The sequence below is a fragment of the Streptomyces sp. HD genome (assembly GCF_028369295.1).
Taxonomy (GTDB): Bacteria; Actinomycetota; Actinomycetes; order Streptomycetales; family Streptomycetaceae; genus Streptomyces.
In genome coordinates this window covers 113,085-131,416 of the sequence record NZ_JAQMYP010000027.1, presented here as the reverse complement: position 1 = coordinate 131,416, position 18,332 = coordinate 113,085, and the positions used below count along the sequence as shown (strand labels likewise).

The 18,332-nt window shown below is 69.7% G+C and carries 19 protein-coding genes and 1 tRNA gene; 7 read left to right on the top strand and 13 right to left on the bottom strand.

All coding sequences use genetic code 11. The features are described from left to right. Positions 1-215: 215 nt before the first annotated feature. The 5 genes from POF73_RS25795 to POF73_RS25775 all read right to left on the bottom strand — a co-directional run bounded on the left by POF73_RS25795 (position 216) and on the right by POF73_RS25775 (position 2,780). Positions 216-569, bottom strand: a complete 354-nt coding sequence (locus POF73_RS25795; RefSeq protein ID WP_272119809.1) for a hypothetical protein — start codon at positions 567-569, stop codon at positions 216-218. Between the two features lie 333 nt (positions 570-902). Beyond that, positions 903-1,199 (bottom strand): hypothetical protein, encoded by a 297-nt coding sequence (locus tag POF73_RS25790; protein ID WP_272119807.1) that lies wholly within the window; start codon positions 1,197-1,199, stop codon positions 903-905. A gap of 359 nt (positions 1,200-1,558) precedes the next feature. Continuing rightward, positions 1,559-1,951 (bottom strand): hypothetical protein, encoded by a 393-nt coding sequence (locus tag POF73_RS25785; RefSeq protein WP_272119805.1) that lies wholly within the window; start codon positions 1,949-1,951, stop codon positions 1,559-1,561. 297 nt (positions 1,952-2,248) lie between these two features. Next, the gene (locus POF73_RS25780; protein WP_272119804.1) at positions 2,249-2,479 is read right to left on the bottom strand and encodes a hypothetical protein; all 231 of its coding nucleotides are present in this window, start codon (positions 2,477-2,479) and stop codon (positions 2,249-2,251) included. Positions 2,480-2,705: 226 nt separating this feature from the next. Beyond that, positions 2,706-2,780: transfer RNA gene (locus POF73_RS25775), tRNA-Thr, on the bottom strand. A 218-nt stretch (positions 2,781-2,998) separates the two neighbouring features. Here POF73_RS25775 and POF73_RS25770 point away from each other — a divergent pair. The 3 genes from POF73_RS25770 to POF73_RS25760 all read left to right on the top strand — a co-directional run bounded on the left by POF73_RS25770 (position 2,999) and on the right by POF73_RS25760 (position 5,568). Further along, entirely contained in the window at positions 2,999-4,087 is a 1,089-nt protein-coding gene (locus POF73_RS25770) for an ABC transporter ATP-binding protein (protein WP_272119802.1), read from the top strand. A 219-nt stretch (positions 4,088-4,306) separates the two neighbouring features. After that, complete coding sequence (locus POF73_RS25765; protein ID WP_272119800.1) at positions 4,307-4,765, top strand: hypothetical protein; 459 nt, start codon at positions 4,307-4,309, stop codon at positions 4,763-4,765. A 71-nt stretch (positions 4,766-4,836) separates the two neighbouring features. After that, positions 4,837-5,568 (top strand): nucleotidyltransferase family protein, encoded by a 732-nt coding sequence (locus POF73_RS25760; RefSeq protein WP_272119798.1) that lies wholly within the window; start codon positions 4,837-4,839, stop codon positions 5,566-5,568. A 664-nt stretch (positions 5,569-6,232) separates the two neighbouring features. On the opposite strand, the gene POF73_RS25755 is transcribed toward POF73_RS25760, so the two are convergent. From POF73_RS25755 to POF73_RS25730, 6 genes are all read right to left on the bottom strand, one after another. Then, positions 6,233-7,894, bottom strand: a complete 1,662-nt coding sequence (locus POF73_RS25755) for a DoxX family protein (RefSeq protein WP_272119823.1) — start codon at positions 7,892-7,894, stop codon at positions 6,233-6,235. Positions 7,895-8,028: 134 nt separating this feature from the next. Beyond that, positions 8,029-8,970, bottom strand: coding sequence for a 23S rRNA (guanosine(2251)-2'-O)-methyltransferase RlmB (rlmB, locus tag POF73_RS25750; protein WP_272119796.1), 942 nt, complete (start codon positions 8,968-8,970; stop codon positions 8,029-8,031). Between the two features lie 98 nt (positions 8,971-9,068). Continuing rightward, positions 9,069-10,466 carry a cysteine--tRNA ligase gene (gene cysS, locus POF73_RS25745; RefSeq protein WP_272119794.1) on the bottom strand — a complete coding sequence of 466 codons (1,398 nt, stop codon included), beginning with the start codon at positions 10,464-10,466 and terminating at the stop codon, positions 9,069-9,071. Positions 10,467-10,521: 55 nt separating this feature from the next. Continuing rightward, complete coding sequence (ispF, locus tag POF73_RS25740; protein ID WP_272119792.1) at positions 10,522-11,046, bottom strand: 2-C-methyl-D-erythritol 2,4-cyclodiphosphate synthase; 525 nt, start codon at positions 11,044-11,046, stop codon at positions 10,522-10,524. Then, positions 11,036-11,824, bottom strand: coding sequence for a 2-C-methyl-D-erythritol 4-phosphate cytidylyltransferase (gene ispD / locus POF73_RS25735; protein WP_272119790.1), 789 nt, complete (start codon positions 11,822-11,824; stop codon positions 11,036-11,038). The genes ispF and ispD overlap by 11 nt, the downstream gene beginning before the upstream one ends. A gap of 275 nt (positions 11,825-12,099) precedes the next feature. Continuing rightward, complete coding sequence (locus POF73_RS25730) at positions 12,100-12,582, bottom strand: CarD family transcriptional regulator (protein WP_003953493.1); 483 nt, start codon at positions 12,580-12,582, stop codon at positions 12,100-12,102. A 644-nt stretch (positions 12,583-13,226) separates the two neighbouring features. Between POF73_RS25730 and POF73_RS25725 the strand changes: the two genes are divergently transcribed. Next, positions 13,227-13,934, top strand: a complete 708-nt coding sequence (locus POF73_RS25725) for a DUF461 domain-containing protein (protein WP_272119613.1) — start codon at positions 13,227-13,229, stop codon at positions 13,932-13,934. A gap of 100 nt (positions 13,935-14,034) precedes the next feature. On the opposite strand, the gene POF73_RS25720 is transcribed toward POF73_RS25725, so the two are convergent. Both POF73_RS25720 and POF73_RS25715 read right to left on the bottom strand, forming a co-directional pair. Continuing rightward, positions 14,035-14,715, bottom strand: coding sequence for a response regulator transcription factor (locus POF73_RS25720; protein ID WP_015659563.1), 681 nt, complete (start codon positions 14,713-14,715; stop codon positions 14,035-14,037). Continuing rightward, on the bottom strand, positions 14,712-16,040 hold the full coding sequence (locus tag POF73_RS25715; protein WP_272119596.1) for a sensor histidine kinase: 1,329 nt from the start codon (positions 16,038-16,040) through the stop codon (positions 14,712-14,714). Before POF73_RS25715 ends, POF73_RS25720 begins: the two co-directional genes overlap by 4 nt. Before the next feature lie 311 nt (positions 16,041-16,351). Here POF73_RS25715 and phoU point away from each other — a divergent pair, with 311 nt between their 5' ends. The 3 genes from phoU (at position 16,352) to POF73_RS25700 (ending at position 18,332) form a co-directional block, all read left to right on the top strand. Beyond that, positions 16,352-17,053: a phosphate signaling complex protein PhoU gene (gene phoU / locus POF73_RS25710; protein ID WP_272119594.1), complete on the top strand. Its 702-nt coding sequence runs from the start codon at positions 16,352-16,354 to the stop codon at positions 17,051-17,053. 466 nt (positions 17,054-17,519) lie between these two features. Continuing rightward, the gene (locus POF73_RS25705) at positions 17,520-17,768 is read left to right on the top strand and encodes an SCO4226 family nickel-binding protein (RefSeq protein WP_272119592.1); all 249 of its coding nucleotides are present in this window, start codon (positions 17,520-17,522) and stop codon (positions 17,766-17,768) included. Positions 17,769-17,990: 222 nt separating this feature from the next. Continuing rightward, entirely contained in the window at positions 17,991-18,332 is a 342-nt protein-coding gene (locus tag POF73_RS25700; RefSeq protein WP_272119590.1) for a carboxymuconolactone decarboxylase family protein, read from the top strand.

Genomic DNA, 18,332 nt, shown 5'->3' with positions numbered 1-18,332 from the left:
CCCCCCCCCCCCCCCCCCCCCCCCCCCAAAAACAAAGCCACCCCCCCCCCCCCCCCCCCCCCCAAAAAAAAAAAAAAAAAAAACCCCCCCCCCCCCCCCCCCCCCCCCCCCCCCCCCGGCCCGCCCCACCGGTCTTTTGCCGTCCGGCTTCCGTCCCGGAGAACAGAAAATGCCGGACCGGGATCAACTCCCGGTCCGGCATTCGCCGTCCGCGCTCAGAACTTGAACTTGAACTTGGGCACCTTGACCCCCTTGGGCAGATGCGTCGAGTTGGAGCACTCCACGACCGGACCGGACCGCTCGGACTCGTCGTTCGCCAGCCGCCCGTCGAACGCGACGCGCGGATGCTCGGTGACCTCGCAGTCCTGCGCCTGCTTGATGGCGTACCCGCGCTTGTCCTTGATGACCTTCTCGCTCTTCTTGATGCAGACGATGTCCCCCTGGGTGGTGATCGTGCACGCACCCTTGGAGTCGCCATCGGCGTACGCCGGCGCGGCGGCACCGCTGTAGATCACGGCGAGCGCCCCGAGCAGCCCGGTGACGGTTGCGATCTTCTGTCGACCGATCATGTACTGCGTCCTTTGCAATCGAGGCCCGGGCGACCGCGCCGACGACCGGCGCACACCCGAGCCTTGGAGAACGTGGAAACACGGAAACCGCCGCCGGACGCGTTCTCGGATTCGTCCGGCGACGACACTGCTGCAGCCCGGGCGCGCACCCTGAGGGTTCTGCCGCGCGTCCGGGCTGCTTTGCCAAGGGTCCGACGGATACCGATGCGCCTGCCGTGAGTAACGCCCCATGAGGCCGACCGTGGCGCGGATTACGGAGCCATCCGCCCCGCGATCGTCACGACGACATTCGCAGTGCCCTGAAACTCACGCATCGATTCCTCGGTGCTTTTGTTACTGGGCAGCGGTAGGAGCGGAGTAATCGCCGTAGGCGTATTCCGGCGCCACGGTCTTGGGAGCTGCTTCCGGCGCGGCCTGCGGCGCGGCCTCGGGCGCGGCCTGCGGAGCAGCGTGCGCCTTGTCGGACGGAGCACCCCACGTACCCATGGCGTTGGCCGTCGAGGTGGCCACCGCGGTGACGTTCTGGGCGTCCCAGCCCTCCTCGTGGGCGAACGCGGAACCGGCGGCACCGAAGGCGGACAGCCCTGCGACAGCGGCGGCTACGACGGCAACGCGCTGAAACCTGCGCATAGTTTGACCCTTTCTTCCCGGGCACGAAAGCCCTGGTTGACTACTTAGTGTGAGCATATACACGTAATCCGTAGCAATTTGGGATCTTTGGCCCTTCTCTGTGTCGTGTCGGCCCATGGCAAGGAGCCCTTTCGTTCGTCCCGCCATGGACGTGAAGGGAATTGAGGAGGCAGGGGATACGGCCGTCGTGCGCGCACCGTTCTCCCTTAGAGGAACGACGTTTCCCCGAGGGCGAGTCACGGGCGGCGAGGGACGGTCACCCGTTTGCCGACCTCCGGGACGCGGAAACAGCGGATGGCCGGACCAGGTCAACCCGGTCCGGCCATCCGCTGCTTGAGAGACGGGGAGGGCGTCGGAGGTTACGCGCCGCCGCCGAACAGGTGCTGAAGGGCGCTGCCGACGGCGCCGATCTCGGGGGCGTTGTCAGTGTTGTCCGTCGCCGGCGTCGCCGCGGGCGACATGTCGCTGCAGGTGATGTGGGGGCCGATCCGCGTCTGCCCGTTGGACAGCAGACCCGGAGCGGGAACGGTCACGGGCTTGCTCGGCTGGCAGTTCACCGACCGGCGGACGAGGTAGTTGTCGCCCTGCGGCGTCTCGCCCACGATCTGCTGGGTGCACCTGATCAGGCCCTCGCTGTCGGTCGTGCAGGAGGGCGGGGCCGCCGCGGCGTGCGCCGGGGTGATGCCGATACAGGTCAGGGCGAGGCCGCCGAGAAGCCCCGAGACGGCCGCGATCTTCTTTCCGTTGAACATGTGTTGCGTCTCCTTCGTGAGGGGTGCCCGGGGCGCCGTGCGCCGTGAACTGCCGCGCCGGGCCCCGGAGGTCGGAGATACGGGCCCCGGCGCCCACCCCATGTCCGGGATGTTCGGGGCCGATTCGCTTACGAAGTGAAGGACTGACCCGGGCTTCGAGGGAGTTCGGCGACAGCGCTCCCGTACGGGCCACGGGAGCGGACCTGCGCTCCGGGCAGCCGTACATGAACGGGCCCCCTCGGGGATCGACCCCGAAGGGGCCCGCGGAAGGCGTCGCGCACGACTACGCCGCCGACCTCAGCCCGTGAAGGCGTTGTTGAACTGACCGCAGGTGGTGTCGAAGGTCTCGGAGAGACCGAGCACGGCGACCGGGACGTCGGTCGCGGCAACCGTCTGCGGGCTGCACTCCTGGTAGGGGCGGTAGAGGTCGGTCGTGCTCGCCTCGTAGGCGACACCCGTACCGGCACCGATGGCGGACAGGCTGCCGGCCGCCGCCGCAACGATCATGACCTGGTGAAGCTTGCGCATGGAACCCTCGGTTTTCATTACCTATACATAGAGGCTGATTGCCTACTGTGACTGCACGAACACTAGCAGTAACGACCGAGGTTCCATGTCGGTGCATATCCCGTGTCCGAGAGGGGAGATGGGGGCGCATCGCGTGCGAAAGACGTACAGAAAAAATGCCTGGCGTGACCCCCGGAAAGCGGAGCGTCACGCCAGGCTTTTGTGTTCGGATTACCGGCGTTGTCGGAGCCCCCTGTCGGATTCGAACCGACGACCTGCTGTTTACAAGACAGCCGCTCTGGACCAACTGAGCTAAGGAGGCCTGCGCGCACCTGAGGCGCACGCGCCCGTGCAGTGTACCCAGGTTCCGAGGGCCCCCTGTCGAAAATTTCCGCGAAGTTCACATGCCCCCAGGTACTGACAGATCAGGCGAACGCCAGGTACCGTCCAGAGCCAGTCCGCACATGTGGACTAAACCAACCACCTTCCTACAACGGATCGTCCGGCACGTTCCTGCCGGTAGAAGGGGGCCCATTCACCATGGCCACTGTCTCGTTCGACAAGGCGACCCGGATCTACCCGGGCACCGAGAAGCCCGCCGTGGACGCGCTCGACATCCACATCGAGGACGGAGAGTTCCTCGTACTGGTCGGCCCGTCCGGCTGCGGCAAGTCCACCTCGCTCCGCATGCTGGCGGGGCTTGAGGACGTCAACGCCGGCGCCATCCGCATCGGTGACCGCGACGTCACGCACCTGCCGCCGAAGGACCGGGACATCGCCATGGTGTTCCAGAACTACGCGCTGTACCCGCACATGACCGTCGCCGACAACATGGGCTTCGCGCTCAAGATCGCCGGCGTCAACAAGGCGGAGATCCGCAAGAAGGTCGAGGAGGCCGCGAAGATCCTCGACCTCACCGAGTACCTGGACCGCAAGCCGAAGGCCCTCTCCGGTGGTCAGCGCCAGCGTGTCGCCATGGGTCGCGCCATCGTGCGTGAGCCGCAGGTGTTCCTCATGGACGAGCCGCTGTCCAACCTGGACGCCAAGCTCCGTGTGTCGACCCGTACGCAGATCGCCTCGCTGCAGCGCCGTCTCGGCATCACCACCGTCTACGTCACCCACGACCAGGTCGAGGCCATGACGATGGGCGACCGTGTGGCGGTCCTCAAGGACGGTCTGCTCCAGCAGGTCGACACCCCGCGCAACATGTACGACCGCCCGGCCAACCTCTTCGTCGCCGGCTTCATCGGCTCCCCCGCCATGAACCTGGTCGAGGTCCCGATCACCGACGGCGGTGTGAAGTTCGGCAACTCGGTCGTGCCGGTGGACCGCGACGCGCTCTCCGCGGCCCCGGACAAGACCGTCACCGTGGGTGTGCGTCCCGAGCACTTCGACGTGGCCGGCTCCGAGTCGGACCAGGGTCTCGCGGTCACCGTCAACGTCGTCGAGGAGCTCGGCGCCGACGCGTACGTCTACGGCACCGCCAAGGTCGGCGAGGACTCCAAGGACCTCGTCGTCCGTGTCAGCGGCCGTGACGTCCCGGAAAAGGGCAGCACGCTGCACATCGTCCCGCGCTCCGGCGAGACCCACGTGTTCTCGACCTCCACGGGCGAGCGGCTCTCCGACTGAGGTCGCACAGGCAGTACAACTCCGGGTAATTCACCCAGGTTGACGAAGAGGGCCCCGCAGACGCCTGCGGGGCCCTCTTCGGTGTCGACAAATACCCCGGCAGATCGGGTCATTTCGAGCACTGTGCGTCAACGTACCGTTCGGGAAAGAGCACCACTTCGTCCCCCGAACCGGTGACCAAATGTCGCCATATCAGTACTGAACGCTACCCTCACTCGCGTGAAGCACTCCACCATCCAACAGACACGACGCGGCCACCGGGGCCCCGCCCGCCAGCTCGGCCGCACTCTCGCCCTCGTCCTGCCCGTCGTCCTGGTGCTCTCCGGGACCCTCGCGGTCACCCGAGTCAACTGGTCGGGGGATCCCTCGGACTCGGTGCTCGCGGCGACCGACGTCTCAAGCGCGGGTGACGCGAAGAACGCAGCTCCGCGCGCCCCGCAGGACGTGCTGCGCGACCAGTTGTTGACCGAACTGCAGGAGAAGAACCCGGGCCTCGCCCTGGGCCACCTCCAGCAGGCCGTCAACGACCGTCCGTCGCTGGCCCGGCACTGCGCCTCGATCGCCCGGGCACTCGGTCGCGCGGCGGTTCGCGTCTACGGTCCGACACGGGCGCAGTCGTACTCCCGTCCCGTCTGCGACACCGCCTTCGCCTCGGGCGTGGCGGCGGCGCACAGCTGAGCGCCGCAACGGTTGATTGAGCAACGGTTGTCGGCGAATGCCGCGAGCGGGGCGCCGCGTACAGTTCGGGCATGACTGATCCGAGCGCCGCGTCCCGCCCCGTGCAAGCCGTCATCCTGGCCGGTGGCCAGGGGTCCCGGCTGCGTCCGTACACCGACGACCGGCCCAAGCCGATGGTCGAGATCCCCGGTACGGGGACGCCGATCATCGGCCATCAGCTGGCCTGGCTCGCCGAGGAGGGTGTGACGGACGTGGTGGTCAGCTGCGGCCACCTCGCCGAGGTGTTGCAGGACTGGCTGAAGTCGGCCGAGCTGCCGGTGCGGGTGACGACCGTCGTCGAGACGGAGCCGCTCGGGCGGGGTGGCGGTCTGAAGTACGCGGCCGCGCATCTGCCGCATCCCGATCGGTCGTGGTACGCCACCAACGGCGACATCTGGACGCGCTTCTCGCTGCGCGACATGGCCGACTTCCACACTGAGCGCGACGCCGTCGCCACGTTGGCCCTGGCGCGGCCGCGTCTTCCGTGGGGTGCCGTGCAGACGGACGGCTTCGGGCACATCACCGACTTCATCGAGTCGCCGCCGTCGACGTTCGAGATCAACGCGGGCGTGTACGTCTTCTCGCCCGCCTTCGCCTCTCTCCTCCCCGAGCGCGGTGACCACGAGCGCACCACGTTCCCGCATCTGGCCCGTGAACGCCGCCTGGCAGGCTTCCCGATCCCCCAGGGCGCGTACTGGCGCGCCATCGACACGGCGAAGGACCTGACGGAGGCGGCGCGGGAACTGGCGGCGCTGGGCCGCTGACGGTTGCCTCCGGCGGTTGGGCGGGCGGGATGCCTGCGGCGGCCTGCTGGTGTTCGGTGGGGGTGCGCGTCCATGCCTGCGGCGGCCTGCTGGTGATCGGTGGGGGTGCGCGTCCATGCCTGCGGCGGCCTGCTGGTGATCGGTGGGGGTGCGCGTAGCGCCTGCGGGTGCGTTGTGGGTCGGGGCCGTGCCGGGGGGTGTCCGTCCTCGGACCGGCGGCTGGCGTAGGCCAGGAGGTGCCGTGTCTTGACGCCGGCCACTGCGGGCGGACACCCCCCGGCACGTCCCCTTCCCGCCGTACGCGACTGCGGGCAAGTGGGGGTACGCCGCCCCAAAGCCCCATCCACCCCCAGCAGGGCGCCACTTCTCGACGCCGCTCCGCGCCTCTCAGCCCGTCCGGCGTTTGAGGACGAGGCCCTTTCGGGGGGGGGGCCGTAGCGGGGTCTGGGGCGGCAGCCCCAGCGGGGTCGAAGGGGCGGAGCCACTGACGGGGTTGAAGGGGCGGAGCCCCTGGGGATGGGACGGGTAGGGGCGGCGGGGGCGAGGGACTGGCTGTTGTGAGGGGTACGGGGATGGGCCCGGACGTTGGATTCGTCCGGGCCCATCGTTGTCGTGCTCGACGGCTCGTCCTTCGGGTCAGCCGGTGGAGGGACTGCCGGCCCTTCTAGCCCAACAGGCCGCCCACGAGCCCCGGTTCCCCGGAGGTGGAGCCTCCGTTGCCGGAGCCGCCGGTGGAGCCGCCGCCGGACGTGGGGCCTCCGGAGGACGGGCCGGTGCTGGTGCTGGGGGCGTCGTCGGCCGGCGTGGACTGCTGGGGCGGGGCCTGCCCGGCGGTGCCCTGCGTCTGGCTCGGCGTACCCGCACCGGTCGCACCCGCGTCGCTGGTGGCGCCCGGCGTCGTCGCGGCACCCGACGGGGTGGCCGCTCCCGACGTGGCGCCCTGGGTGGGCGAGTTGGAGGCCGACGGGGTCCGCCCGTGCCGGCTGTCGGAGTCCTGGGGCAGGGGCGAGCCGGGCAGTTCGTTGCGGGGGGCCTCGCCGGGGCCGGGGACGACCACCCGGTCGGAGTCGCGGACCGCTCCGCCCAGCAGAGAGCCGATCAGGAGCGTCAGGCCGGTGACGATCGCCGTGATCAGAGCACCTCGGCGCAGGACGTAGCTGCGCAGCTCCCAGATGTCGGAGCGCGGGCCGAGACGGCGCCACGCCATGCCTGCCAGGCGACCGTCGATCGAGTAGACGGGGGCGCCCGCGATGATCAGCGGGGACCACGCGGCGAGGTAGATGATGTCGGGGGCGTCGTAGACGGGGACGCTCTTCCAGCTGACGGTGAGCAGGAGCGCGGCGGACAGCAGGGCACCCACCACCGCGGCCACCCGCTGCCAGCACCCAAGGACCGTCAGGACGCCCACGATGACCTGGAAGAAGGCGATGACCAGGCCGGATCCGACGGGGTGCTCCAGGGCGAACTGGCGCAGCGGCTCGGCCACTTCCCAGGGGTGCAGGGTGTTGAGCCACTTGACCATGGAGCCGCGCTTGCCGCCGTCGAAGTAGACGGGGTCGCAGAGCTTGCCCATGCCGGCGTAGATGGAGATGAAGCCGAGGAAGACGCGGAGCGGGAGGAGGACGACCCCGAGGTTCATCCGGCGGCCGGGGTAGTAGGCGTGCCGTGCCGGGTCGTCGGCGCCGGGGCGCTTGGCGGGCGGGTCGGCCGCGTCCTCGTCGTCGCCCTGCCCGAACTCCTCGAAGCCCTCGTCCTGGTACGCGAGTTCCTCGTCGTAGGCGCTCTCGACCGTGCGCATGTGGGGCAGCAGCCGGGTCTCGACCGACTCGTGCCTGCGCTGCGCGCCGACGATCGGCGTCTCGACGGTCTGCGACAACTCGTCGTCGTAGGCCGCGTCGAAGCCGTCGTCATAGCCGCCGACGCCCACGCGCGGGATGACCTGGGTGGCCCCGGGGGGACCCGGTTCGTCGCCGTGGCGGACGCTGCCGTCCCGCACGGCCTGGAGCAGGCGGTGGGCGCCGGTGTCGTCGGGCGCGGACGTGCCGTTCCAGACGGAGACCCGGCGGCGGGCGCCGGGGGCCGCGCCCGCTCTGCCGGCCGTGTTGACGGCGGGAATACGGGAGGTGTCCTCGGTGGCGCTCTGGTGCCGTGCGATGCGCGGGGTTTTGGTGCGCCCGGTCGACGCACCCAGCAACACGCGGAAACTCGCGTGATTGACGATGATCTGCGCCGGATCGCTCGGCACCTTCACCATGCTCAGCGCGGGAGCGTCGTCGTAACCCGACGAGCGGTCCCCCGTGGGTGTGCGGGGTGTTCTGGTGTCCACACTCAACTAACCGAGTGACGTGACGTTAGGACACTGCTTTGACCGGTCCGATCTGTCCGGACCCCGTCAAGGATGCGCAGGTCGCACCACTGTCACCAGAATTAACCCGCACGGGTGACGCCACGGATGTCTGTTCAGACGCGTCGGCGGGCCGCCTCGTAGAGGACGATGCCTGCCGCCACACCGGCGTTGAGGGACTCGGCACCGCCCGGCATCGGGATGCGTACCCGGAAGTCGCACGTCTCGCCGACCAGGCGCGACAGGCCCTTGCCCTCGCTGCCGACCACGATGACCACCGGGCCCGCCAGGGCCTCCAGTTCGCCGAGCTCGACCTCGCCGTCGGCGGCGAGGCCGACGACCACGAGGCCCGCCTTCTTGTACGCCTCCAGGGCGCGGGTCAGGTTCGTGGCGCGGGCGACCGGGGTGCGCGCCGCCGTGCCCGCCGACGTCTTCCAGGCGCCGGCCGTCATGCCCGCCGCACGACGCTCGGGTACGACGACTCCGTGGCCGCCGAACGCGGAGACCGAGCGGACCACGGCACCGAGGTTGCGCGGGTCCGTCACGCCGTCCAGGGCGACGATGAGCGGGTCCTCGCCGTCGTCCGCGGCGGCGTCGGCCAGGTCCTCGGGGTGGGCGTACTCGTAGGGCGGGACCTGGAGGACCAGGCCCTGGTGGTTCAGGCCGTTGGTCATACGGTCCAGCTCGGGGCGCGGGGCCTCCATGAGGTTGATGCCACCGCGCTCGGCGGCGAGCTGGAGGGCCTCACGGACGCGCTCGTCGTTGTCGATGAACTGCTGGACGTAGAGGGTGGAGGCCGGGACGCCCTCGCGCAGTGCCTCCACGACCGGGTTACGACCTACGACAAGCTCGGACGTGCTCTTGCCGCCGCGGCCGCGCGGCGCCGGACGGCGGACGGCCTGCTTCGCCTTGGCGCCCGCGATGCGGTTCTTCTTGTGTCCCTTGCGCATCTCGGCGGGCGGGGTCGGGCCCTTGCCCTCCAGGCCCTTGCGCCGCTGGCCGCCACTGCCGACCTGCGCGCCCTTCTTGCCGGACATGCGGCGGTTGTTCGCGGCCATGACCTACCTGTCTGTCGTGAGCTGTCGTACGTACGTCTATGAAGTGTGCCGCCCGGGAGGCCGGGCGGCACAATCGATCTTCCGGGCGCCGGGGCCGCTCAGCGCGGACCCAGGCTCCAGCGGGGTCCGTCGGGGCCGTCCTCGATGGCCAGCCCCGACTGCTTGAGCTGGTCGCGGATGGCGTCCGCGGTCGTCCAGTCCTTGCGGGCGCGGGCCGCCTCGCGCTGGTCGAGGACCAGGCGTACGAGGCTGTCGACCACGCCGTGCAGATCTTCGCCCCGGTCGGTCTCGCCCGCCCAGTGCGGGTCCAGCGGGTCCAGGCCGAGGACGCCGAGCATGGCGCGCACCTCGGCGAGGCGGGCCACGGCGGCTTCCTTGTCGTCGGCGGCCAGTGCGCTGTTGCCCTGCCGGACGGTGGTGTGCACGACGGCGAGCGCCTGCGGGACGCCCAGGTCGTCGTCCATCGCCTCGGCGAAGGCGAGCGGCACCTCGGCGGACGGCTCGACGACGCCGGCCTTCTCCACCACGCGCTGCACGAAGCCCTCGATCCGCGCGAACGCCGACTCGGCCTCGCGCAGGGCCTCCTCGCTGTACTCGATCATCGAGCGGTAGTGCGGGGTGCCCAGGTAGTAGCGCAGGACGATCGGGCGCCACTGCTTGACCATCTCGGAGACGAGCACGCTGTTGCCGAGCGACTTCGACATCTTCTCGCCGCTCATGGTGACCCAGGCGTTGTGCACCCAGTACTTGGCGAAGTCGTCGCCGTAGGCCTTGGCCTGGGCGATCTCGTTCTCGTGGTGCGGGAAGATCAGGTCGAGGCCGCCGCCGTGGATGTCGAAGGCGGAGCCCAGGTACTTGTGCGCCATCGCCGAGCACTCCAGGTGCCAGCCCGGACGGCCCCGGCCCCACGGCGTCTCCCAGTCGGGCTCGCCGGGCTTGGCGGCCTTCCACATCGCGAAGTCGCGCGGGTCCCGCTTGCCGCTGATGCCCTCCTCGGCGGGCTGGCGCATCTCGTCGAGGTCCTGCCGGGACAGCTCCAGGTAGGAGGGCCAGGAACGGACGTCGAAGTAGACGCTGCCGTCCGCCTCGTAGGCGTGTCCGCGCTCGATGAGGCCGCGCATCATCTCGACCATCTCGGTGACATGGCCGGTGGCGCGGGGCTCGTACGTCGGCGGGAGGCAGCCCAGGGCGGTGTAGCCGTCGGTGAAGGCGCGCTCGTTCTCGTAGCCGATGGACCACCAAGGGCGGTTCTGGTCGACGGACTTGACGATGATCTTGTCGTCGATGTCCGTGACGTTCCGGATGAACGTCACCTCATAGCCGCGGTACTCGAACCAGCGGCGCATGATGTCGAAGTTGAGCCCGGAGCGGATGTGGCCGATGTGCGGTGCCGCCTGCACGGTGGCGCCACAGAGGTAGATCGAGACACAGCCCGGCTGAAGCGGGGTGAAGTCACGGATCTGCCGGGCGCTGGTGTCGTACAGGCGAATGGTCACGACACCAGGGTAGTGGGCGGACGGGAGTGCCTGGTGCCTAAGTGCGGTTTGGTGGTCAGTTGTCATCTGCGGGCAGGTGAGGGCTGACCGCCCGGACCACCAGCGCCGTCGCCACCGCCATCAGACCCTCGCCTCGGCCGGGGAAACCCAGGCCGTCCGTCGTCGCGCCCGATACCGACACCGGGGCTCCCGCCGCCTCCGAAAGGATCTTCTGGGCCTCGTCCCGGCGCTTGCCGATCTTCGGGCGGGGGCCGACCACCTGGACCGCGACGTTGCCGATACGGAAGCCCGCCTCGCGCACGATCCGGGCCGCCTCCGTCAGGAGTACGACGCCGGAGGCGCCGGACCATTCCGGGCGGCCGGTGCCGAAGTGCCGGCCCAGGTCGCCGAGGCCGGCTGCCGAGAACAGGGCGTTGCAGGCGGCATGCGCGACGACGTCGGCGTCGGAGTGGCCGGCGAGGCCGGGGCCCTCGCCCTCCCACTTCAGGCCCGCGCACCACAGCTCGCGGCCGTCCTCGAAGGCGTGGATGTCGGTGCCGATGCCGACCTGGGGCAGCGGCATCTCGGTGTCAGAAGCCATCGTTCAACCTCCGGCGGGCCAGGACCGCCTCCGCCAGGACCAGGTCCAGCGGGCGGGTGACCTTGAAGGCCTCCTCGTGGCCGGGGACGACCACGACCGTCAGGCCGAGCTGCTCGACCATGCTCGCGTCGTCGGTGACGTCGCCGGTCACCGTCTCGTGCGCGCGGATCAGCGTGGCCCGGTCGAAGCCCTGCGGGGTCTGTACGGCGCGGAGGCGGGCGCGCTGCGGGGTGGCCACCACGGGCTCCGGCCCACCGGGCGTCTGCGCCGGCTCGACCTCCTTGACCGTGTCCGCGAGCGGCAGGGCGGGGACGACGGCCGGCGCTCCGTCGCGTACGGCTTCGATCACCGCGTCGACCGTGTCCACCGGGACCAGCGGGCGGGCCGCGTCGTGCACCAGGACGATGTCGTGGTCCGGCGGCAGCGCGTCCAGGCCGAGCTTCACGGATTCCTGGCGTGACTCGCCGCCGGGGACGACCAGGAAGTCGGTGCGCTCGGGCAGCGCGTGCGCGTCGAGGAGCGACTTCACCTCCGCGGCGCCGTCGGGCGGGGCCACCACGACCACCAGGGAGACGGCGCGGGAGGCGGCCATCGCGCGCACGGCGTGGATGAGCATGGGCGTGCCGTTCAGCGCGCGGAGCGCCTTGGGGGCGCCCGGACCGAGGCGCACGCCCCGGCCTGCGGCCGGGATCACGACAGCCGTACGGGCTCCGGCGGGGGTCCCGGCAGGGCTTCCGGCACGGACTTCCGAGGGTGAAGGGCGCGAATCGTCAGACATCGGTTCCTGTCAGGTTTGTGTGCTCGGCCTACGTGGGTATGGCCTCAGCGTGCCGGGTGGGACGTCTTGACCGAACCCTTCCGTGACAACGGTCGAGCCAGCTGCCCGGACCCGGCACACCAAAAGTATCGGGGACACCCGAGGTAGGACGCACAGCGCCTGTGAGCGAACATGCCGCAGCGCCCGGCGACAGGAAATACGTCATCGGGCACCGCGGCACTTCTTTTAAAACAACACAGGGACTGACTGTGCTGAACTGAGGCGGACGGACCGCGTCAGGAGGCGAGAACCTCGTCGAGCAGGGCCTCGGCCTTGTCCTCGTTGGTGTTCTCCGCGAGGGCGAGTTCGCTCACCAGGATCTGGCGGGCCTTGGCGAGCATGCGCTTCTCACCGGCGGAGAGTCCGCGCTCGCGCTCACGACGCCACAGGTCACGCACGACTTCCGCGACCTTGATGACATCGCCGGAGGCGAGCTTCTCCAGATTTGCCTTGTAGCGACGCGACCAGTTCGTGGGCTCCTCGGCGTACGGCGCGCGCAGCACCTCGAAGACCCGGTCCAGCCCGTCCTGACCGACCACATCACGCACGCCGACGAACTCCGCATTGTCCGCTGGCACACGTACCGTCAGGTCACCCTGGGCGACCTTCAGCACCAAGTAGGTCTTGTCCACGCCTTTGATCTGGCGAGTTTCGATGGCCTCGATCAGCGCGGCCCCGTGATGGGGATAGACCACGGTGTCGCCAACCTTGAACGTCATGTGACAGGTACCCCTTCCGTGGCTATCCAGGGTAACACGGAAACTGCGGGTTCTGAATGGCGTTTTCGCAGGTCAGGGCATATCTCGGGGCTTGACAACTCCGACAGGAACGTGCTTCGCGGGCCGAGCGGAAGTAGGTATTCGCAGGTCGGAGCGGCTCTGCGGGCGAGGTGAAACGCGCACGTTACGCACATCCGGAGGCACCTCCGACTGGCCGAACATCCACAAATGTCCGGTTCCAAGTGTGCGACTTCCGCTACTCCGTTCGGCGTCCGGAGTCGGGTCCCGGACGAATCCGGAATTGATCACGGCCCAGGTCGCGAGCACGCCTGTTGATCAATTTCGGGAAGGTCGCGCATTCCTTCACGGAAATTTTGCGCCGCGCCTTGCGGGGGTCTTATGTGAATGGCGGACGAGCGTCCGGGCAATGTGACTCGCGGGTCACTCGTGGGTGACGGGAAGGATCACGGAAGACGTACGAAGAGGCGGTTCGGCGGTACCGGAGAGACGCTTCCGCGGTACTTCGGCCGCTCAGGGGAGGGTCGGGTGCGGTCGCGCGGGAACGGCTCGGTAACCTAAGGCCGCTGACAGACACTTAGGGCGGCTTTATTCGCCCCCGTTCGAGTCAAGGAGTTGCCGCCGCCGTGAGCAGCAGCCTTCGACGCGGCGCCCTCGCCGCGGCCGCCATCGCGTTCTCGATCACCTCGCTCGCCGCGTGCGGCGCCGGCAACAACAGCCAGACGCTGCAGATCGTGCCGGACAACGCGGCCACCACGGTCGGCGACATCAAGGTCCAGAACGCGATCGTCATCACCCAGCCCGACCTGGAGTCGACCGGCCCGGCCGCGATCTCCGCGACCCTGTTCAACTCCGGCCGGTCCGCCCAGACGCTGGACTCGATCAAGGTCGACGACTCCGGTGAGAAGGCCGAGCTCAAGCCCGCCAAGGGCGGCAGCCTGACCATCCCGGCCGGCGGCTCGCTGATCATCGGTGGCGAGGGCAACGCCTCCGCCGTCCTCACCAAGGGCCGCGACGGCCTCCAGGACGGCAACGCCCAGGCGATCACCTTCACCTTCAGCAAGACCGGTGACGTGGGCCTGCGCGCCTTCGTGGTGCCGTCCGAGCACTACTTCGAGAGCTGGGGTCCGAGCGCGGTCCCGGCCGTGCCGGGCACGAAGCCCAAGCCTTCCGGCTCGCCGTCCGGGTCCCCCGCCGGGGCCACCCCGGGCGCCGAGTCCTCCGCGAGCGCGACGGCGTCCGAGGGCACCGAGGCCGGTACCGGATCCGAGGCCGGCGCGGGCGGCGCGGCGACCCCGTCCGACGGCGCCTCGCACACGACGGCCGGTCACTGAGCGGGCGTGACCGACCGCCGTACGGCCCCTGCACAGCCGTGAAGAAGGGCGGGACCCCCGGAAACGGGGGTCCCGCCCTTCGGTGTACCGGCGGTGTTGTCTACGGCTCGAACTTGTAGCCGAGGCCGCGCACCGTCACCAGGTAGCGCGGGGCGCCCGGGTCCGGCTCGATCTTGGCGCGCAGGCGCTTGACGTGGACGTCGAGGGTCTTGGTGTCACCGACATAGTCGGCACCCCAGACGCGGTCGATGAGCTGCATGCGGGTCAGGACGCGGCCGGCGTTGCGCAGCAGCATCTCCAGGAGGTCGAATTCCTTGAGGGGGAGGTCGACCTTGGAGCCGGAGACCGTGACCACGTGGCGGTCGACGTCCATGCGGACAGGACCGGCCTCCAGCGCGGCCGGGGTGACCTCCTCGGGCTCGCCGCGGCGGCGCAGGACGGCCCGGATACGGGCGACCAGCTCGCGCGAGGAGAACGGCTTGGTGACGTAGTCATCGGCTCCTATTTCCAGGCCGACGACCTTGTCGATCTCACTGTCCTTGGCGGTGACCATGATCACCGGAACGTTTGAGCGGCCGCGCAGCTGACGGCAGACCTCGGTGCCCGGCAGGCCGGGCAGCATCAGGTCGAGGAGGACGAGGTCGGCGCCGTTGCGCTCGAACTCGTCGAGTCCGTCGGGCCCGGTGGTCGCGACGGCGACCTCGAAGCCCTCCTTGCGGAGCATGTACGACAGGGCGTCGGAGAAGGACTCCTCGTCCTCGACGACGAGCACTCGGGTCACGGAAGGACCTCCGGGGCGGAAAGCGTTTCGTACGCGGGTGAGTCGGGGGAATTGGGGGAATTCGATGGTGCGGGCTGCCCGGCCTCGTCGTCGAGATCGGGGTGCTGCTGAGCACGGTCGCGGGCCGCACCCGCCTCCGGCAGCCGCAGGGTGAACGTGGAGCCCTGTCCCTCGGAGCTCCACACCGTGACCTCCCCGCTGTGCGAGGCGGCCACGTGCTTGACGATCGCGAGACCGAGGCCGGTGCCACCAGTGGCACGGGAACGGGCCGGGTCGACGCGGTAGAAGCGCTCGAAGATGCGCTCCTTGTCCTTGTCCGAGATGCCGATGCCCTGGTCGGTCACGGCGATCTCGATGAGGTCCCCGCCCGGGGCGCTGATCCGGCGTGCGGCGATGCCGACGCGGGTGCGGGCGGGCGAGTAGTTGACGGCGTTCTCGACGAGGTTGCCGAGCGCCGCGGCCAGCTGGCCCCGGTTGCCCCAGATGCTGAGGTCCTCGGTGCCGCCCGCCCGTCGCCCACCACCACCCTGATCGGGCCCTTCGGGCACCCCTACATTCGAGGCCATGGTGATCTGCTTCGTGCCGGCGGCGTGCCGGCAGCGGTCGATCGCCTCGGCGACGAGCTCGTCGACGCGGACGGGCTCGGCGTCCTCCAGCGGGTCGTCGTTCTGCACCCGGGAGAGGTCGATGAGCTCCTGCACCAGGTTGGTCAGCCGGGTCGCCTCGATCTGCATGCGCCCGGCGAAGCGCTCCACGGCCTCCGGGTCGTCGGAGGCGTCCATGACGGCCTCGGACAGCAGGGAGAGGGCGCCGACCGGCGTCTTCAGCTCATGGCTCACATTGGCGACGAAGTCACGTCGCACCGCCTCTATCCGCCGGGCCTCGGTGAGGTCCTCGACCAGGAGGAGGACGAGTCGGGAGCCGAGGGGCGCGACGCGAGCGGACACGGCGAGGGCCTCGCCGCGTCCGGTGCCACGCCTGGGCAGATCCAGCTCGACCTGCCTTATCTCACCGTCACGTCTGGTGTCGCGGGCCATCTGGAGCATGGGCTCGACGGAGAGCTTGCCGCCGCGCACCAGACCGAGGGCGTACGCCGCCGAGCTGGCCTTGACCACGGCGTCCCCCTCGTCCAGGACGACGGCGGAGGAGCGCAGCACCGACAGGACCGTGTCCACGCCGGGTGGCAGGACAGGGTCGGTGTGCAGGGAGGTTCGGGTGGGTCGCCGCAGGTCGCGTTCGCTCCAGCGGAACGCCAGCATGGCGATGACGCCGGTAAGCACCCCGGCGATCGCTGCCGCTGCGGCGACCGCCGCGTTCACGTCCATGCGTCCAGGTTAGGCATGGGGTGGGTGCCGGCCACAGCCATCGAGGTGCGAGCTCGAACACTCGTCGCCCAGAGTTCACCTTGGAGCCAGTGTTGGTTCATTTGGGGTGGCGGAAACGGACGCGTAGGGACCGGATCGTGGAAGCGTCGGGTTCGCCCTGGCGGTTTAGCGTGGAGATCACACTGGCGGTTTCACGACAGTCCGACTGGCGTTTTCGGGACAGTCTTACTGTCGGAGGTCATGACCGTAAGACTGACCGCTCGACGGTTCGACGGAAACCCCCTGAGGCAGACGTAAGAGAGGGACCCCTGATGCGGGACGCGTACCACGAGGAACTGGACTCGATCGGCGACAGCCTGGTGGAGATGGCCCGGATGGTGGGGTCGGCGATCGGGCGCGCCACGGCGGCGATCCTCGACTCCGACCTGAAGCTGGCCGAGAGCGTGATCGAGGCCGACCAGAAGGTCGACGATCTCCAGCACGACCTGGAGGCGCGGGCCATAGCGCTGCTCGCCCGTCAGCAGCCGGTGGCGACGGACCTCCGGATAGTCGTCACCTCGCTCCGTATGTCCGCCGACCTGGAGCGCTCGGGCGACCTCGCCCAGCACGTGGCGAAGCTCACGCGGCTGCGCTACCCCGCGCGCGCCATCCCGCAGGACCTGCACGCCACCATCCTGGAGATGGGCCAGCTCGCGCAGCGCCTGATGGCGAAGGCGGCCGAGGTGCTCGTCACCAAGGACGTCGACCTCGCGCTCCAGCTGGAGCAGGACGACGACGCGATGGACCTCCTGCACCGCACGCTCTTCCAGCACCTGATGGACGAGCGCTGGAAGCACGGCATCGAGACGGCCGTGGACGTGACGCTGCTCGGCCGTTACTACGAGCGGTACGCCGACCATGCGGTGGCCGTGGCGAAGCGTGTGGTGTACCTGGTGACGGGTGAGCACGCGGATGAGCTGCAGGCGGACATCCAGCCGGAGATTCAGCAGGTTTCGGGGGCGGAGGGGGCGTAAGCCCTCCGGGGGGCCTCGGAGGCGGCTCGTCACGCGGGCTCGCGGGGGTCTGTTCGGGGCGTGTGCAAGCCTCTGTGCGCCGTTGATGCGCCCAGCGGGGCGGGCATGCAATGGGCACAGGCTCCAGCCTTGAGGAGGCACCATGGCCGAATCCCCCAGCACTCCCGGCACGGCACCCGACCCCACCCAGGCTCGCGCGACCGAGCAGCCCGCCGACATCAGGAGCCTTCCGCTCTTCGGCGCCTGCGGCTGTGGCTCGGGCTGCGCGTGCGGGTGCCAGTCGGGGAATCCCTGCCAGTGCGGGTGAGGGTGTTCTGTTTCTTGTACGACGGTGAAGGGCCCCGGTGCGATGGCGTACCGGGGCCCTTCGCGTGCCCGCCGGGTCGGCGGGTCGGCGCTCGCCTCGCTCCCGGTGCCGTGCGGGAGGAGCATGGAAGGAGACCAGGATCGCGAGGAGGTGCGAGGCATGGCTCAGTACATGGACGTACACCACAACATGAAGGGCATCACGGCCGACCAGCTTCGGGAGGCCCACAACGCGGACCTCGCCATAGAGAAGGACGAGCGCGTGCACTTCGAGCGGGCGTGGGCCGACCCCGAGTCGGGCGTCGTCTACTGCCTCTCCGAGGCGCCCTCGGCCGAAGCGGTCCAGCGCATCCATGAGCGCGCCGGGCACAAGGCGGACGAGATCCACGCGGTGCCGTTGTCGGTGTGAGCCCGGCTCGTGAGGGAACAGCCGGGGCCGGGATTCCTGAACCGGGCTTCCCCGAGCCCGGTTTCCCCGGAGCCCTGAGGGCGTTCGGCTCAACAGGCGATCCGGGGGCGACGGGCTTACGGTCGAGCGGTAGGCGCTGCGGCGAGTGAGTGCCCCTCGCGTGTCGGCGCCGGTCGATTCCTCTCACGACCCCGACCCGACCCCGACTGGAGACGACCTGCCATGGCCACAGCATCCGAAACCCCAGTACTGGACACCATCGCCGCGATGACCGTCGACTCGGTCGAGCGGTGCGGGCTGACCCCGGAGACGTTCATGCTCACCCGCATCGCGGCCCTCGCCGCGTCGGACGCCCCGCCGATCTCCTACGTCGCCCACATCGACCCCGCCATCCAGGCCGGCATAACCGCCGAGCAGGTCCAGGACGTCCTAGTCGCCATCGCCCCCATCGTGGGCACGGCCCGCGTCATGACGGCGGCCGGCAACATCGCCAAGGCCCTCGGTATCACGATCGCGGTCGCGGACGCCGAGGCCGAGATGCGGGGGCGGGGGTCGGGGGCGTAG

Coding starts and splice junctions, on each gene's coding strand:
- POF73_RS25795 (WP_272119809.1), bottom strand. CDS start 569: ATGATCGGTCGACAGAAGATCGCAACCGTCACCGGGCTGCTCGGGGCG.
- POF73_RS25790 (WP_272119807.1), bottom strand. CDS start 1,199: ATGCGCAGGTTTCAGCGCGTTGCCGTCGTAGCCGCCGCTGTCGCAGGG.
- POF73_RS25785 (WP_272119805.1), bottom strand. CDS start 1,951: ATGTTCAACGGAAAGAAGATCGCGGCCGTCTCGGGGCTTCTCGGCGGC.
- POF73_RS25780 (WP_272119804.1), bottom strand. CDS start 2,479: ATGCGCAAGCTTCACCAGGTCATGATCGTTGCGGCGGCGGCCGGCAGC.
- POF73_RS25770 (WP_272119802.1), top strand. CDS start 2,999: ATGGCCACTGTCTCGTTCGACAAGGCGACCCGGATCTACCCGGGCACC.
- POF73_RS25760 (WP_272119798.1), top strand. CDS start 4,837: ATGACTGATCCGAGCGCCGCGTCCCGCCCCGTGCAAGCCGTCATCCTG.
- rlmB (WP_272119796.1), bottom strand. CDS start 8,970: ATGGCCGCGAACAACCGCCGCATGTCCGGCAAGAAGGGCGCGCAGGTC.
- ispF (WP_272119792.1), bottom strand. CDS start 11,046: ATGGCTTCTGACACCGAGATGCCGCTGCCCCAGGTCGGCATCGGCACC.
- ispD (WP_272119790.1), bottom strand. CDS start 11,824: ATGTCTGACGATTCGCGCCCTTCACCCTCGGAAGTCCGTGCCGGAAGC.
- POF73_RS25730 (WP_003953493.1), bottom strand. CDS start 12,582: ATGACGTTCAAGGTTGGCGACACCGTGGTCTATCCCCATCACGGGGCC.
- POF73_RS25715 (WP_272119596.1), bottom strand. CDS start 16,040: ATGGACGTGAACGCGGCGGTCGCCGCAGCGGCAGCGATCGCCGGGGTG.
- phoU (WP_272119594.1), top strand. CDS start 16,352: ATGCGGGACGCGTACCACGAGGAACTGGACTCGATCGGCGACAGCCTG.
- POF73_RS25705 (WP_272119592.1), top strand. CDS start 17,520: ATGGCTCAGTACATGGACGTACACCACAACATGAAGGGCATCACGGCC.
- POF73_RS25700 (WP_272119590.1), top strand. CDS start 17,991: ATGGCCACAGCATCCGAAACCCCAGTACTGGACACCATCGCCGCGATG.